Origin of the sequence: Marinobacter antarcticus (assembly GCF_900142385.1) — a bacterium.
In the GTDB taxonomy this organism is placed as follows: Bacteria; Pseudomonadota; Gammaproteobacteria; order Pseudomonadales; family Oleiphilaceae; genus Marinobacter; species Marinobacter antarcticus.
Map to the genome: position 1 here is coordinate 1,101,450 of NZ_FRAQ01000001.1, position 14,865 is coordinate 1,116,314.

The 14,865-nt window shown below is 55.8% G+C and carries 17 protein-coding genes and 1 pseudogene; 7 read left to right on the forward strand and 11 right to left on the reverse strand.

Annotated elements, in window-relative coordinates; genetic code table 11:
- Positions 1 to 47: 47 nt before the first annotated feature.
- The 8 genes and pseudogenes from BUA49_RS05150 to ubiE all read right to left on the reverse strand — a co-directional run bounded on the left by BUA49_RS05150 (position 48) and on the right by ubiE (position 5,038).
- Positions 48 to 377: a phosphoribosyl-ATP diphosphatase gene (locus tag BUA49_RS05150; RefSeq protein WP_072796077.1), complete on the reverse strand. Its 330-nt coding sequence runs from the start codon at positions 375 to 377 to the stop codon at positions 48 to 50.
- A gap of 12 nt (positions 378 to 389) precedes the next feature.
- Positions 390 to 806, reverse strand: coding sequence for a phosphoribosyl-AMP cyclohydrolase (gene hisI / locus BUA49_RS05155; RefSeq protein WP_072796078.1), 417 nt, complete (start codon positions 804 to 806; stop codon positions 390 to 392).
- 143 nt (positions 807 to 949) lie between these two features.
- Complete coding sequence (locus BUA49_RS05160) at positions 950 to 1,396, reverse strand: acyl-CoA thioesterase (protein WP_072796079.1); 447 nt, start codon at positions 1,394 to 1,396, stop codon at positions 950 to 952.
- 154 nt (positions 1,397 to 1,550) lie between these two features.
- Positions 1,551 to 1,652, reverse strand: a pseudogene (locus tag BUA49_RS05165) (YnfA family protein); the annotation flags it as partial.
- A 30-nt stretch (positions 1,653 to 1,682) separates the two neighbouring features.
- Positions 1,683 to 1,916, reverse strand: coding sequence for a hypothetical protein (locus BUA49_RS05170; RefSeq protein WP_072796080.1), 234 nt, complete (start codon positions 1,914 to 1,916; stop codon positions 1,683 to 1,685).
- A gap of 58 nt (positions 1,917 to 1,974) precedes the next feature.
- Positions 1,975 to 3,618, reverse strand: coding sequence for a ubiquinone biosynthesis regulatory protein kinase UbiB (gene ubiB / locus BUA49_RS05175; RefSeq protein WP_072796081.1), 1,644 nt, complete (start codon positions 3,616 to 3,618; stop codon positions 1,975 to 1,977).
- Positions 3,615 to 4,256: a ubiquinone biosynthesis accessory factor UbiJ gene (locus tag BUA49_RS05180; protein ID WP_072796082.1), complete on the reverse strand. Its 642-nt coding sequence runs from the start codon at positions 4,254 to 4,256 to the stop codon at positions 3,615 to 3,617. The genes ubiB and BUA49_RS05180 overlap by 4 nt, the downstream gene beginning before the upstream one ends.
- Positions 4,256 to 5,038 (reverse strand): bifunctional demethylmenaquinone methyltransferase/2-methoxy-6-polyprenyl-1,4-benzoquinol methylase UbiE, encoded by a 783-nt coding sequence (gene ubiE, locus BUA49_RS05185; RefSeq protein ID WP_072796083.1) that lies wholly within the window; start codon positions 5,036 to 5,038, stop codon positions 4,256 to 4,258. Before ubiE ends, BUA49_RS05180 begins: the two co-directional genes overlap by 1 nt.
- A gap of 126 nt (positions 5,039 to 5,164) precedes the next feature.
- On the opposite strand from ubiE, the gene BUA49_RS05190 reads away from it, so the two are divergent.
- Entirely contained in the window at positions 5,165 to 5,443 is a 279-nt protein-coding gene (locus BUA49_RS05190; protein WP_072796084.1) for a polyhydroxyalkanoic acid system family protein, read from the forward strand.
- Positions 5,444 to 5,473: 30 nt separating this feature from the next.
- Here BUA49_RS05190 and BUA49_RS05195 read toward each other — a convergent pair whose 3' ends face one another.
- Together BUA49_RS05195 and BUA49_RS05200 are read right to left on the reverse strand one after the other, a co-directional pair.
- Positions 5,474 to 6,223, reverse strand: coding sequence for an FFLEELY motif protein (locus BUA49_RS05195; protein ID WP_072796085.1), 750 nt, complete (start codon positions 6,221 to 6,223; stop codon positions 5,474 to 5,476).
- Positions 6,224 to 6,342: 119 nt separating this feature from the next.
- Entirely contained in the window at positions 6,343 to 7,266 is a 924-nt protein-coding gene (locus BUA49_RS05200) for an alpha/beta hydrolase (RefSeq protein ID WP_072796086.1), read from the reverse strand.
- Positions 7,267 to 7,554: 288 nt separating this feature from the next.
- Between BUA49_RS05200 and BUA49_RS05205 the strand changes: the two genes are divergently transcribed.
- The 4 genes from BUA49_RS05205 to BUA49_RS05220 all read left to right on the forward strand — a co-directional run bounded on the left by BUA49_RS05205 (position 7,555) and on the right by BUA49_RS05220 (position 12,568).
- Complete coding sequence (locus tag BUA49_RS05205) at positions 7,555 to 8,970, forward strand: WS/DGAT domain-containing protein (RefSeq protein WP_072796087.1); 1,416 nt, start codon at positions 7,555 to 7,557, stop codon at positions 8,968 to 8,970.
- A 69-nt stretch (positions 8,971 to 9,039) separates the two neighbouring features.
- Positions 9,040 to 10,560: an acetaldehyde dehydrogenase ExaC gene (gene exaC / locus BUA49_RS05210; RefSeq protein WP_072796088.1), complete on the forward strand. Its 1,521-nt coding sequence runs from the start codon at positions 9,040 to 9,042 to the stop codon at positions 10,558 to 10,560.
- A 95-nt stretch (positions 10,561 to 10,655) separates the two neighbouring features.
- Positions 10,656 to 12,059, forward strand: a complete 1,404-nt coding sequence (locus BUA49_RS05215) for a class II fumarate hydratase (protein ID WP_072796089.1) — start codon at positions 10,656 to 10,658, stop codon at positions 12,057 to 12,059.
- Between the two features lie 26 nt (positions 12,060 to 12,085).
- Positions 12,086 to 12,568, forward strand: a complete 483-nt coding sequence (locus BUA49_RS05220) for a CDP-archaeol synthase (protein ID WP_072796090.1) — start codon at positions 12,086 to 12,088, stop codon at positions 12,566 to 12,568.
- On the opposite strand, the gene BUA49_RS05225 is transcribed toward BUA49_RS05220, so the two are convergent.
- On the reverse strand, positions 12,562 to 13,539 hold the full coding sequence (locus tag BUA49_RS05225; RefSeq protein ID WP_072796091.1) for a metallophosphoesterase: 978 nt from the start codon (positions 13,537 to 13,539) through the stop codon (positions 12,562 to 12,564). The genes BUA49_RS05220 and BUA49_RS05225 overlap by 7 nt on opposite strands.
- A 209-nt stretch (positions 13,540 to 13,748) precedes the next feature.
- Between BUA49_RS05225 and msrA the strand changes: the two genes are divergently transcribed.
- Together msrA and msrB are read left to right on the forward strand one after the other, a co-directional pair.
- Positions 13,749 to 14,423 carry a peptide-methionine (S)-S-oxide reductase MsrA gene (gene msrA, locus BUA49_RS05230; RefSeq protein ID WP_072796092.1) on the forward strand — a complete coding sequence of 225 codons (675 nt, stop codon included), beginning with the start codon at positions 13,749 to 13,751 and terminating at the stop codon, positions 14,421 to 14,423.
- An 11-nt stretch (positions 14,424 to 14,434) separates the two neighbouring features.
- Positions 14,435 to 14,860 (forward strand): peptide-methionine (R)-S-oxide reductase MsrB, encoded by a 426-nt coding sequence (gene msrB, locus BUA49_RS05235; RefSeq protein WP_072796093.1) that lies wholly within the window; start codon positions 14,435 to 14,437, stop codon positions 14,858 to 14,860.
- Positions 14,861 to 14,865 lie beyond the last annotated feature (5 nt).

A 14,865-nucleotide genomic window follows, 5' to 3' on the forward strand; every position in this document is an offset into this window, starting at 1 on the left:
TTTAACAGAAGATGTTCGCGGAAACCCTCCTGAGGGGTATTTACACGTCAGTCGCTCCGGGAAGCCTTTTCCTCAAGTCCTGACAGGTCAAACCGGCCGGCCAGCTCGTCCAGAATATCCTTGGGAGTCAGCCCCAGACTGGAAAGCATTACCATGCTGTGAAACCAGAGATCCGCAGTTTCGCTGATCACCGCCCGGGTGTCTCCCGAGTGCTCGGCATCCTTGGCGGCCAGCAGTGTCTCTGTACACTCTTCGCCGACCTTTTCCAGAATCTTGTTCAGGCCTTTGGCATGGAGGCTGGCGACGTAGGATTTCTCCGGGTCGGCTGATTTTCGGGCTTCCAGAACCCGGGCCAAGTTTTCCAGCACATCGCTCACTACATACACCCCTCAGTTTTTACGATAAATGGCATCCGGATCTTTAATAACGGGTTCAATACTGGCCCACTGGCCGTCTTTCAGGGACCGGTAAAAACAGCTGCGCCGGCCAGTATGGCAGGCAATGCCGCCCTTTTGCTCCACCTTAAGTAATATCACATCCTCATCACAATCGAGGCGAATATCTTTCACCACCTGCTGGTGTCCGGAAGTCTCACCTTTGCGCCAGAGTTTACCTCGTGATCGCGACCAGTAAACCGCCTGACCTTCTTCGGCAGTGAGACGAAGCGACTCACGGTTCATCCAGGCCATCATCAGAATGTCGCCGGTGACAGCATCCTGGGCGATCGCCGGAACCAGGCCATCGGCTGTCCAGCGAATGGCTTCAAGCCAGTCAAGAGTGCCTAGATTAACAGATAAGTCTTTCATTTCATTGAATCCTGAGTACTTGAGCTCTACAAATTGTCGACGAAAGAACAGGAGTGCGGAACGGGCGGTATTCTAATCCGCCCGAACCTAACCAGAATGCCTGTTTTCTGCCAGACATTTGCTGGTGTCACCTTGGAGACTGGTTACACCTTTTTTTCTGCAGTTTGATACTGAGCCAGAGTGTGCCGGGCGGAGTCTGGTAACGGAGTAGACTTTTGCGTGCTGTCGTCAACGCAAACAATCACCGTTTCCGCCGTTGCACAGCAAACACCGTTCTGAAAGAGACCCTGATATAGCTGCATGGAACTGTTGCCAACACGCGTAACGGCTGTCCCAATATCTACAATGCCTGGCCAATGAATTTCTGCGCGCAACTGAAGGTTGAGACTGGCAATCACAAAGGATGTGCCGGGGGAGGCGAGAGGAGCCTGCGGGTCATAGATCAGTTCGACTCGGCCGGTTTCAATAAGTGTTGAAAATACAGCGTTGTTTACATGGCCCTGTCGGTCAGTATCTGCGAAGCGCAGCTTGTCATAAGCCCGGGCTGGAAACTGTTCCAGTGTCCAGTCTTTAGTTGTGTCAGTTGTCATTTACGGCTACCTCACGAATGTAAGTTGGCTACTCTAATTCCTGTTCTGTTTCAGTGAATCATGCGCGTTTCACCGGCGAACCCGCATTTAGTAGGCTGCATATTCAGAGCTAAATAACACGCCTAGCGCTCTCTATTCCGGCGCGATTTATTGGTTATGTGGTGCAGGGCCCGAACATGATGATTGCCATACCTGCCAAAGCGACACCCGAGCCAACCAAGTCCCATGCAGTTGGCCTTACTCCGTCGACGGCCCACTCACGAAATTTCAAAGTAATTGAAAATGATCATTGCGTGGCTTGCTCAATTCTTCTCGCCTGCTCAGATGCTTCATTTTCCATAAATGCATTCATATCCTTTTCAAACTGCTTTACGTCTTTCGGTTGCACTGGAATCTTTGGGGCGTCGCTGCTCGCCGGCCCCACAGCGCTTTCAGCGTTGGGCTGAGTTTCATTACTGATTTTATTGCTAACAAGAAGACCAATAACGATCAGGGCGATTAACAAAATAATCAGTCGCATGATACCACCTCACTATTCTGCATCTGTTTGGTCTCCATAGCGGCAACCGGGAAGAGTTTCAGCGGCTGCCGCGTATAACCAGGGCGCCCGCTGCAACCAGCAAAGCCCAGGTCCAGATTGGCGCGTTCTCTGCCCATATGAGGGCTTCCGGCTGGGTTCCGATAATGGCTGCGGCAACCAATGCCGCGGCTGTGATCCCCCGTCGCCAGCGTCGGTCAGTTCTGCGTTGCTGTTCCCGGAGTAGCGCCAGTGTGTCCTGGTTCTGTTTTTCGCTGGGGCCGGCGCTGCGCAGCTGTAGCAAGGCATCGTGAACCAGTTGCGGCATTTCCGGAGACTGTTCCAGCCATGCGGGCAGGTGGGTCTGGAGAGATTTGATCAGGCCCGCCGGGCCGATTCGTTTTCGCATCCAGCTTTCCAGGAAAGGTTGGGCGGTGCTCCACAGATCAAGCTCCGGATACAGCTGGCGGCCCAGGCCCTCTACGTTAAGCAGGGTTTTTTGCAGCAAAACCAGTTGCGGCTGCACTTCCATATTGAACCGGCGAGCGGTCTGGAACAGGCGGAGCAGGAAGTGGCCGAAGGAAATATCCTTCAAGGGTTTTTCAAAAATCGGCTCGCATACGGTGCGGATGGCGGCTTCGAATTCGTTTACCCGGGTATCCGGTGGCACCCAGCCGGACTGAATATGGAGCTGGGCCACTTGCCGGTAGTCACGGCGGAAAAAAGCCAGGAGATTGCGGGCAAGATAGCTTTGATCATCCGGCGCCAGGGTGCCGACAATGCCAAAATCGACGGCGATGTATCTCGGGTCGGCCGGGTTGGTTGCGTCTACAAAAATATTGCCCGGGTGCATGTCTGCGTGGAAAAAGCTGTCCCGGAATACCTGGGTAAAGAAAATCTCAACGCCTTTTTCCGCCAGAACCTTCAGGTTAACGCCTGCCGCTTTCAGGGCTGGAATATCGGCAATAGGGATGCCGTGGATGCGCTCCATCACCATCACGGACTTGCGGGTATAGTCCCAGTCGATGAAGGGAATGTAGATCAGCGAGGAATTCTCGAAGTTCCGGCGCAGTTGGCTCGCATTGGCGGCTTCACGTTGCAGGTCCAGTTCATCGTGAATGGTGGAGTCATAATCTGCCACCACGTCTACCGGGTGCAGGCGTTTGCCTTCTGTCCAGTATTTCTCAAGCAGGTTGGCCATAAGGTACATCAGGGCAAGGTCCTGGCGGATCACTTTGTCGATGCCTGGACGCAGCACTTTGACCACCACTTCCTGGCCGTTTAACAGAGTGGCTGTATGAACCTGTGCCACGGACGCTGAGGCCATGGGATCGGCGCCGAACTCTTTAAACAATTCGGAAACCGGGGCGCCGAGAGAGGTTTCAATAATGCGGCGGGCAGCATCGCTGGGAAACGGAGGTACACGATCTTGCAGAGTTTTGAGGGAGTCCGCCATGTCGTCTGGCAGCAAGTCACGGCGCGTGGACAGAATCTGGCCGAACTTTACGAATACCGGCCCCAATTCTTCCAGAGCCAGTCGCAGGCGATCACCACGGCTGAGTTTTGGCTGTGGAAACAGGTGCCAGGGTGCCAGCATGAAAAATACTTTCAGTGCTCCTGGAAGCTCAGTCAGTGGTAGAAACGTGTCCAGCCGGTAGCGGCAGAATACCCAGGATATTCGGAACAGGCGTTGCAGGCGGGTCACAGAGTCTCCGGTTTGTCAGTATTACCGCGGCTTTCAATCTGGTTGACGCGCGCTTCCAGGCGCTCGGTGCGCAGGCTGAGGGAGTCGATATCCTCAAACGTGGCTTCCAGTTCGCGGCGGCCGGGCAGGGCGCGGCTTTCCTCATGCACGTATTCTTCAATATTGGCGCTCAGGGTGCTGAAAGCCTGGCGACTCCAGCTCACTGCGCTGCGAATACGTTTACCGATAAAGTGGGCGGGCACATCGCCGATGTGCCGTGCCATGGCGGCTTCCCAGTCCGGATTGAGTTGGTCCAGCGCTCGTTGAAACTGGTGTGCCAGGCCGGTATCACCTGCTACTTGGAGACGGTTATCCGTGAACACGCGGTTGTCGCCCGTGGCCAGTGCAGCAAAAGCCAGCGGCTTGCCGCTGATTTCCAGGGCGGGTTCTTCTGCAGGTTGACTGTGCACCTGCACCCGGTTGCCGGCTCGGTGCAGAGAGCAGGTAAGGGAGACTGGATCGGTAATGCGGAACTGTACCGGCCCCTCAAGAGCACCCAGCAGTGCCTGCTGGCCCGCGGGGTCCAGCTCAAGCGCGTGGTTCAGTGCCCGCTCGATTATGGCTGTCATCGCCGTAAGCAGGGTCGGGCCGGGAAACATCAGGGCTTGATTCCCACGTGCAGGGCAACAACTCCGCCAGTCATGTTGTAGTACTTGCAGTTCACCAGGCCTGCGTTTTCCATCATGCCTTTGAGCGTATCCTGATCCGGGTGCATGCGGATGGATTCGGCCAGGTACTTGTAGCTCTCGCTGTCGCCGGCAATGAGCTGGCCCATCAATGGCAAAGCGGTAAACGAGTAGGTGTCGTAAACTTTGCTGAGCAGCGGATTCGTGGGCTTGGAAAATTCCAGCACCATCAGTTTGCCTCCGGGCTTCAGTACGCGGGTCATATCCCGCAGCGCCTGGTCCTTGTCGGTTACGTTACGCAGTCCGAAGGCAATGGATACGGCGTTGAAGTTGTTGTCCGGGAAGGGAAGGTGCTCGGCATCAGCCTGCACGTATTCAATGTTGCCCACATAACCGCGATCGGTCAGGCGGCTGCGGCCAACCTGCAGCATGGAAGCGTTGATGTCGGCTAGAACCACTTTGCCCTCACGCCCTACCAGATCAGAGAACTTCATGGTCAGATCACCGGTTCCGCCGGCAATATCAAGAACCTGATGGCCCGGGCGCACGCCGGAAAGCTCAATGGTAAAACGTTTCCACAACCGGTGAACACCCATGGACATCAGGTCGTTCATGAGGTCGTATTTACCCGCTACGCTGTGAAAAACTTCGGCTACCTGGCCAGCTTTCTGGCTCTTGGGCACATTGCTGAAACCGAAATGGGTGACGTCGTCCTGGCCATTGCCGGGGCTGGCCGGGGTTTGTTGCTCGCTCATGGGGCATGTCCTGTCGGAATCTGAATCCCGTATTCTAACGGTTGACGGGGTTGCTACAAGAGTGGCTAGACGTTTAATACCGCCTTACACTGTAAAACCGTTCAATTTTGAAGAGAAAACTGATTCATGTCCGTAATCGATGTACATCGCGCCCACACCCTCGATAAAGACCATGCCCGCGAAGCGGCAGAGGCGCTTGCCCGCGATCTCTCCAGCCAGTTCGACCTGAATTACCAGTGGGAGGGTGATCATCTGAAGTTCAAGCGCTCGGGTGCTAAAGGTCACCTGAACATTACCGGCGCCGATCTGCACGTGCATCTGGAGCTGGGCATGTTGCTGCGGCCCTTCAAATCGCGGATTGAGCAGGAGATTCACAGCCAGCTTGATCAGATTCTGAAAGCCTGATCCGCCAGGGGGCGGGCATGCAGGGGTTTATCAAAGGTCGCCCGGAAGTATAAACGGCTCTGGGTGACCGTTAATAATGTTGTCCATAACCCGATGCTCCCGGGTCACCAGCCGATCAATCAGCAAGTCCACTTTATCCATTTTCCGGAAAGCAGAATAACCTCTGTGAAGGAAATCATGCAGGTCACTGAGATCGGCTATTTCCGCCGGGGCGCGGCTCATTGAGAGCAGCCAGCCCAATGTGCGATTGCGCACGTAGCGGTCGAGCTGCTGTCCGACATCGGCAACCAGCATCACCTGCTTTCTGCGCTGCTCCAGCTTCTGGCTGGCCCGGTACACCTCGCAGTAGTGTTCAGCGGTTACCAATCTGGCTTGTATATCACGCTCATCAAGCAGTTCAGCCAACTCAAGATCCAGCTGCTGGGTGATCAGGTTCAGTTCTACCAGCCCGGCAAGCGTTTCCAGCAGGTGGTCCGGCAGCCACTTGACCATTTTCGGGAAGACCCGGTCTATGTTGTCGTCGCGCCGGGTCATGCTGGCGGGGGCGTAAAGATCAGTGAGCAAGAACCTCAGGCCAGCCTGGTAGTCAGGGTGCTGATACAGATCCTGGTGGGTCAGTTTGAGGCGCCCTGCCTGCCAGTCTGCAATGGTAAGCGTACTGTCGAGCAGCCGGTGACCGGCTTTAAATTGCCGGAAATCGTGATAGTCCAGTAACAGCTGCTGTAAGCGTCGGGCGCTTTCTGAGCGCACATCTGTGCTGACAAGGCGCTCACGATACATGGTGCCGGCTCCGATAAGTCTGTTTAGAGGCTTGTAGTTTACCGGAGGGAAAGCGCGGCTGCAGCAAGCCCGGTCATTTGCCGGGCATCAGGTCAGGTCTCAGCTTGCGCGGTTCGATTTCAGTTTTGGGCGGCAGCAGGCAGGGATTCAAAACCAGGCAGCCATTCCTTGCTGTCGAGAGTAACGAAGTGGCTTGGTGCCTGGGTCTCGATAATGCGCATGGTGGTCGGGCTCTGCCTTGCACTGGCGAGCATCGCCGGGCGATCCAGAATGTGATCCACTCCGGGAATCAGGAAGGTGCCGTGGCGCACATGGCGATAGATGTCAGTATGGGTACGCGACATCCATTCGAGAAGGTTTTCGATATTGCGGACAATGGTCAGGTGGTCGCGGGTGGCGTAAAACAGCTTGCTCAACAGCTGTTTTTTTCGAGGGTTCATCTTGCCAAAGAACGTCTGCCCGTAAGTGGACGAGGGCGCGCTGTTGATCAAGCGAATCAGCCAGGGCCACATGCCATGACTGACAGGCTCCAGGATGGTTGAGACCAACGGGTGAATTTTACCCTGCGGCAGGGCTGGCGCTTCAAGAACGACTTCTGCGTCTTCGTAGAGTTCCGGACGCTGTTTAATGGCTTCGAGAATGACGGCACCTCCCCGTGAGTGGCCGTGGATCCGCACATTTCGGGTGCTGGGCAGGTTTGTCAGTGCCTGGTTCAGAATGCAGGCATCGTATTCAATGGTGCCCTCAAGATGCTTGATCGGCACTTCCCATTCCGGAGTTTCCGGTGTTACGCCGTTTACCGGGATATGGTAGTTGCTGCAGGTAAGCAGGATCAGTTCTGTAGTCGGTGCGTCGTAGGTCTGGGTGAAGTAGCAATGATTTTCCAGAAAGCCATGCACGCCAATAACGGTATGCTCTGCCTCGCCACTGTGATTGCGAACAGAAACAGCGCCTTCACCAACGCGATAGACTCGCCCCGAGAACATCTCCGAGTAGGCGCTGTCGATCGGCTTGATCAGCTTGCGGATATGGCTTGCTTTCATAATGCGTCCCCTCCCGGCGCGGCTTATAGCCTGTTGAACTCCCATTCGGCCCGGTCTTTATTGGCACGGGCAACGCCGTTATTGCCTTGCAATGGCCAATCAGTAACCTCCAGGAGGCACTAATAACTATTGCATCAAGGCTTATAACCAGTATAGAAGTGAAGGGGTGTAGGATTGTAATTTTTTGTAAACGTGTGCTTCGGGTGCCTTTGTGGAGCCGGCAGTGTATGTCTGGCACAATGCTGATCATTCGGTTTTCAACTCCACCACTTCCAGGGATGTTCGGGTTTGAGTCACGAACAAACGCACGTCATGCTTCCTGCGGATTCAGCCTGGCTGGCTCTGGAGAACCCCCGAAACCCCATGACCATTACCGTCATGATGCGGGTCGATGGCCTGAGCGCGCCCCGGCTCCGGGAATTCTTGCGGGTTTACTGGATGGCTTGGGAGCGCTTCTGGTATATGCCCGTCAAGCGGGCGCCGGCATGGTGGTGGGAGCCGGATCCGGTTTTTGATCTCAGGCACCATCTGGATGTGGTACTCGACCGTTTCACGGAATCTTCCCTTCAGGAGTGGGTTTCCGCTCGTTTGAATCAGCCCCTGCCTTTTTATCGGCCGCTCTGGAAGTTCTGGCTGGCACCGAATGCCGAGGGTGGCTCGGTCTTGCTGTTGCGGTTGCACCATTGCTATGCCGACGGAGTATCGCTGACGGGCATTTTTGATCGCCTGTGTCCTGCCTCACCGCAGCAGCATCCTACTGTCTATGGGGCTCGACAAACCGGAGATCTATCCCCCTGGATATCGGCGGCCAAAAGCCGGATTGAGCAGTTAATGGGCGGTGATTCCATATCGGAAGCTGCTACTGACAAGCATCGCATGGAGCCGGGCGGTCAGTGGGAGCAAGCGGGTGTGTTGCTGGAGCAACTGACCCGCAACGGCTTGAAGCTGGTAAACGAATTCAGTGATTTTCTGGCTGAGCCGGAAGATACGCCGTCTGATCTCAAGCGCCCCTTGCTGGGCCGACGTCATTGCCGGTGGTCTGTGCCGGTTCCTCTGGACCGGTTCCGGTCAATCGCCAAGGCGACCAATGTAACCATCAACGATGTTTTGCTCGGCTGCGTGGTGGCGGCGGTTCGCCCACGACTGGGTATTGCCGGCGAAACGTTGGAAGATGCCGTGTTGCATGCCGCCGTTCCCGTTGATATTCGCAGTCGCCTGCCGGACGACCTTAAGCCAGAGGAAAATGCGCTCGGCAACTACTTCGGTACAGTGTTTGTCCCCCTGCCAGTAGATGGCGAGAGCGCTCTGGAGCGGCTTTATCGTATCAAGCAGGAAACCCGCCGGCTGAAAAAGAGCTGGCAGCCCGGAATTGCCTGGGGACTGTCAGCATGCTCATCCCTGATTCCTGAGCCTCTGCGTCAGCCGCTTTCAGATGTCTTTTACCGCAAGGCCAGCGCGGTGGTGTCAAACGTTCCCGGTACTCCCGAGGCGCGCTATATCGCCGGCTGCCGTATTATGGAGCAGATGTTCTGGGTGCCTCAGGCCGGTGATATCGGGCTTGGGGTCAGCATTGTCAGTTATGCCGGGCAGGTTCAGTTCGGTGTGGTGGCAGACGAAGCTGTGCTGGCTGATCCTGAACATTTCCTGGAAGACTGCCTGCAGGAGTTGTCGGAATTCCCGGGTAGTTCACCTATTGTTGTTTGAGGTCTACAGTGAATGGGTAAACGCGAATAGTCGCGTTGTCATTTACAAACACAATAAGAGGTGACGAGTATGATCTACGCACAACCAGGAAAAGACGGCTCCGTCGTTTCGTTCAAAACCCGGTACGAGAATTATATTGGCGGCGAGTGGGTCCCTCCGGTTAAAGGGCAGTATTTCGAAAACATAACGCCGGTGACCGGCGCGGTTATCTGCGATATTCCGCGCTCATCCGCCGAGGATATCGATCTGGCTCTTGATGCTGCGCACAAGGCGGCGCCAGCTTGGGGCAGAACCTCTCCGACAGAGCGTTCCAATATTCTGCTTAAAATTGCTGACCGTATTGAAGCCAACCTGGAAAAACTGGCTGTTGCAGAAACCTGGGATAACGGCAAGGCGGTTCGTGAAACCCTGAATGCCGATATTCCTCTGGCTGCAGATCACTTCCGTTATTTTGCCGGCTGTATCCGGGCCCAGGAAGGGCACATGGGTGAAATCGACCATAATACCGTGGCCTACCATTTTCATGAGCCCCTTGGCGTGGTCGGGCAAATCATTCCGTGGAACTTCCCAATCCTGATGGCGGCGTGGAAGCTTGGCCCCTGTCTTGCTGCTGGCAACTGCACCGTGTTCAAGCCCGCAGAGCAAACGCCCGCCAGTATTCTGATACTTATGGAGATCATTGGCGACCTGTTGCCGCCGGGTGTTCTCAACATTGTTAACGGCTACGGCATTGAGGCTGGCGAGGCTTTGGCAACCAGTAAGCGTATCGCCAAGATCGCCTTCACAGGCTCTACACCGGTTGGCTCGCACATCCTTAAGTGCGCGGCAGAAAACATCATTCCTTCAACCGTTGAACTGGGTGGCAAGTCTCCCAACATCTATTTCTCCGATGTTATGAAAGCCGAGCCGGAGTTCGTGAGCAAGTGTGTGGAGGGCCTGGTTCTGGCGTTCTTCAACCAGGGTGAAGTGTGCACATGTCCATCCCGCGCGCTGGTCCAGGAAGATATGTTTGAAGAGTTTATGGAGAAGGTGGTTGAACGCACCAAGGCCATCAAGCGCGGCAATCCGCTGGATACCGATGTGCAGGTGGGAGCCCAGGCCAGTAAAGAACAGTACGACAAGATTATGTCCTACCTGGAGATCGGCAAGCAGGAAGGTGCTGTTGTCCTCACGGGTGGGGGTAAGGAAGACATGGATGCCGAATTCAACAACGGCTTCTACATTCAGCCTACCCTGTTCAAGGGTGACAACAAGATGCGGGTGTTTCAGGAAGAAATCTTTGGCCCGGTAGTGGGTGTGACCACGTTCAAAACCGAAGAGGAAGCGCTGGCGATTGCCAACGATACTGAGTTCGGGTTGGGTGCTGGCGTCTGGACCCGCGATACCAACCTTGCTTATCGTATGGGGCGCAGCATTCAGGCTGGCCGAGTATGGATGAACTGTTATCACGCGTATCCGGCACACGCGGCCTTTGGCGGTTACAAAAAGTCTGGAGTTGGCCGTGAAACGCATAAGATGGCGCTGGAGCATTATCAGCAGACCAAGTGCATGCTGACCAGCTACGACATCAATCCCCTGGGCTTCTTCTAAGCCTTCTGTGGCGGACCAGCCTCCCAAGAGGCTGGTCCGCCACACGTTTTGATGCCCGGCAAGCCATCCTGATACAGGAGCAGACAGGAGGAATCATGAACGAAAGCGGAGCCAGAGGAGTAAATGCGCTGACCAGAGTAGAAACCGACAGCTTGGGCGATGTCCATGTGCCTGTCGACGCACTCTGGGGTGCTCAGACCCAGCGCGCCGTTGATAACTTCCCGGTCAGTGGTCAACCCATGCCGCCGGCTTTTATTGCAGCAGTGGCCAGAATCAAACAGGCGGCAGCAGAATCTAATGCCAGTCTCGGAGTTCTGGATAATAGCCGTTGCGATGCAATCACCGACGCTTGTGAGGCGCTCATCCGGGGGGAATATGCGGATCAGTTTCCGGTAGACCGCTACCAGACCGGCTCGGGCACCAGCACCAACATGAACGTGAATGAAGTGATTGCCGCCATCGCAGCCAGGAACGGCGTGGAAGTGCACCCTAATGATCACGTGAATATGAGCCAGAGCTCCAACGATGTCATCCCGACGGCCATTCACGTCAGCGCTGTGATCGGGGTCAGGGGGCGGCTTATTCCTGCGTTAACCCATTTGCGCGGGGTTATTTACGAGCGCGAAGCGATTTTTTCTACCCAGGTTAAAACTGGACGCACCCACCTGATGGATGCGATGCCAATCACACTTGGCCAGGAGTTGCGCACTTGGCGGGAGCAGATACTCGCGGTGGAAAAGCGCCTTGATGCTGCGACTGATGAACTGCTTGCGCTGCCCCAGGGTGGCACAGCTGTGGGCACCGGCGTGAACGCGCTGTCTGAGTTTTCCGGCCAGTTTGTGAAGTTTCTGAAAGCCAATACCGGTTACCCGTTTCGTTCTCTGGATCACAAGTTTATAGCGCAGAGCGCGGTGGATGGCCCGGTTGCTCTCTCATCGCAATTGCGTGGGCTGGGCATTGTGCTCACCAAAATTGCCAATGATCTGCGCTGGATGAACAGTGGCCCGATTCACGGGCTTGCGGAGATCAGCCTGCCGGCGCTGCAGCCGGGCAGCAGTATTATGCCGGGCAAGGTTAACCCGGTTATTCCCGAATCGGTGGCCATGGTGGGGGCACAGGTAATGGGCCTGGACAGCGCCAATGCCATTGCGGGGCAATCCGGTAACTTTCAGCTTAATGTGATGTTGCCACTCATTGGCGGCAACCTACTGGATATGATCGGCCTGCTGGGCAATGTAACCGGCATGCTGGCGGATAAGGCCATTCGGGACTTTTCCGTAAACACTGAAACGCTGAATGCCAGTGTGGGCCGCAACCCGGTTCTGGTGACAGCACTGAACCCGGAAATCGGTTACAGCCTGGCTTCGGACATTGCCAAGGAAGCCTATAAAACCGGCCGGCCGGTTATTGATGTGGCTGAGGAAAGAAGCGGTCTCAGTAGGGAACGGCTGGAAAAGCTGATGGATCCGCTCAAGCTGACCCGGGGCGGAAACGCCTGAAATAAACGGATCAGGAGTGCGGGCGTTTGCTGATATCCCTGGAGTTGTTTGTGATGCTGGTACTGGCCAACGGCGCGCCAGTGGTTGCCGCAAAGGTTCTCAGACGCCGCTGGTCCGCACCGGTGGATGCCGGGCTGCACTGGTTTGATGGTCGCCCGCTGCTGGGCAAAAGTAAGACCTGGCGAGGGATCGCTTCCGGTGCTTTGTGCTGTGCGCTGTTTGCCCTGGCCACCGGGCACGGTTTTTTATTCGGATTGCTGTTTGGTGTGCTGGCGCTCGCCGGGGATCTGCTCAGCAGCTTTATCAAACGCCGGCTGAACCTGAAGTCCAGCGCGCGTATGCCGTGGCTGGATCAGGTGCCCGAGGCGGCTTTCCCCGTGCTGATGGCCATGGGATGGGGGCTGATTGGAGTCTGGGCCGCGCTGTTCATTGTCGTGTTTTTTGCGCTATCCAATATGTGGATATCGCCTTTACTCTACCGCCTGGGGATCCGGCGCCAGCCTCACTGAGAGGGGCCGCGAGTCAGAGTGTGAATAGTCACTTCCGGCGGGCAGTTCAGTCGCACGTTGACCACAGAAGTACCGGCCCCGGGAGATGTATATCCCTGCATGTCGTTTGCCTGCCAGTAGCCGCGGCCAAGATGGCGAGGGCAGTCTGCGTCCAGTGTTAGCGGAATTCTTCCGGGCAGGCAGATCTGGCCGCCATGGGTATGCCCGCACAGGAACATGTCGTAGCCGGCATGGGAGGCTTCCCGCCATATTTCAGGCGTGTGGCTGAGGAGAAGGCTGATACCGCCAGGCGGAATGTCATCGCCTGCACGATGCAGGTTGTGAACCTTGTAGAAGTGCGGGTCATCAACTCCTGCGAGATACAGGTGTTCTCCCCCCCGTTCTATCGGAACCATCTCATTCATCAGCAGTGAGTAGCCCATGTCTTCCATAGCGGGAACCATGCGCACACTGTCGTGGTTGCCAAGTACAGCATAGGCCGGCCCCTGAATCGCCTCACGCAGGCGCGCCATGCCTTCAAGGGCGGCCTCAACCGGCCCCCACGTCAGTTTGCGGTAATCGCCAGTAAGTACGCACAGATCATAATCCAGGGGAGATATCTGTCGTATAACTGATTGCAGGTTGGCTTCGTCCATATCCACGTGGAGATCTGTCAGGTGGAGGATGCGAAAGCCTTCGAAGCTTGCCGGCAAGTCAGGCAGGCGAAAACGGTTGTGCACCGTGCTCAGGTTCCGGCTGTTGGCCTGCCCGCGCCCGAGTAGCCCGGCCATCCGCAGGCAGAGGCGGATAAATCCGGGAGCAGACGTCAGGTTTTCGAGATGAAACGAAGATCGATCCCGGCCAAATACCCTGGCTTCAGCTTCACGTTCAATGCCCAAGCGCTGGCGGGCGTGAACCGGCCCCAGTCTGAGGCTGAGTCGGTACTCCAGAAGCTCATCCTGATGTTCCAGTGTTCGGGCCGGTGAGGTCATCTGTGTTCCTTTGGTTTCAGGCCGGGTCTGTGCATTGTTTTGCCGCGCCCGTCCTCACATTATGATAGGCAATAGAAGGGATGCAACCCGGCCGGTGTGAGCCAGGCAAAGTAAGTTCTACCTGATACAAAGGCTCTGGTTGGCAAAACGACGGGTTAACAGCCACAATCTGTAGCCTGAACACATTCATATCCGTAGCAGAGGGCGTTATGACATCATCTTGCAGTATTCCTGGCCTGAACGTACCCCGCAGTCGCTTTCCAGAACCGGAGCAGGATCTGCAGGCTGGAGAGGGTGAGCAAAGAGTGGTTCTTGCTGGTGGTTGCTTCTGGTGTGTGGAGGCGGTGCTCCTGGCAATGGCTGGCGTGAGCCGGGTAGAGTCTGGCTATGCTGGCGGATCGCGGGAAACTGCTAATTATGAAGCAGTATGTACCGGTACAACCGGTCATGCCGAAGTGGTGGACGTGCACTATGATCCTGCCCGGGTCAGTTTTGGTGAGCTGCTCCGAGTATTTTTCTCTGTTGCTCACGATCCAACTCAGCTGAACCGCCAAGGTAACGACCGTGGCACGCAGTATCGCTCTGCCGTTTTTTACGAAACCCCTGAGCAAAAGCAGGTTGTAGAGTCTTATATCCGCCAACTTGACAAGGCAGGAGTCTATCCGGGGCCGGTTGTAACTGCTTTGGAGCCGCTGGAAGCGTTTTACCCGGCCGAGGCGAACCACCAGAATTTTGCTGCCCGGAATCCGTACCAGCCTTACATCATGGCAGTGGCCGCTCCGAAAATGGAAAAGCTGATCGATGGCTTCAGTGACCGGCTTAAACCGGAATATGCTGACGCCGACTCCAATTCCCATTCTGATTCCGGGAACAACCTGGCCTGAGGAGATTAATAATGAGCAGTTCTGTTGCAGGTTACGACTTGACGCCTCTGACCGAGGCGCAATTAGAAGAGAAAGCCGCCGGCCTGACACCTGAAGAGCGTCAGGTGCTGCTGGATCACGGAACCGAGCATCCTTTCTGTGGCACGTTGCTGGATAACAAGATGGCCGGTGTCTATCACTGCCGACTTTGTGATCTTCCTCTGTTCAGCTCGAACGCGAAATTTGATTCCGGTACCGGCTGGCCCAGTTTTTTTCAGCCGTTTGACAAAGAACACATCCGCTACATTGAAGATACAAGCTTGGGGATGGCCCGCACAGAGGTGCGCTGCGCTCGCTGTGACAGCCATCTTGGCCATGTGTTTCCTGACGGACCTGCGCCCACCGGCCAGCGTTACTGCCTGAATTCCATAGCCATGGCCTTTCAGGAAAACAGCTGAAACGC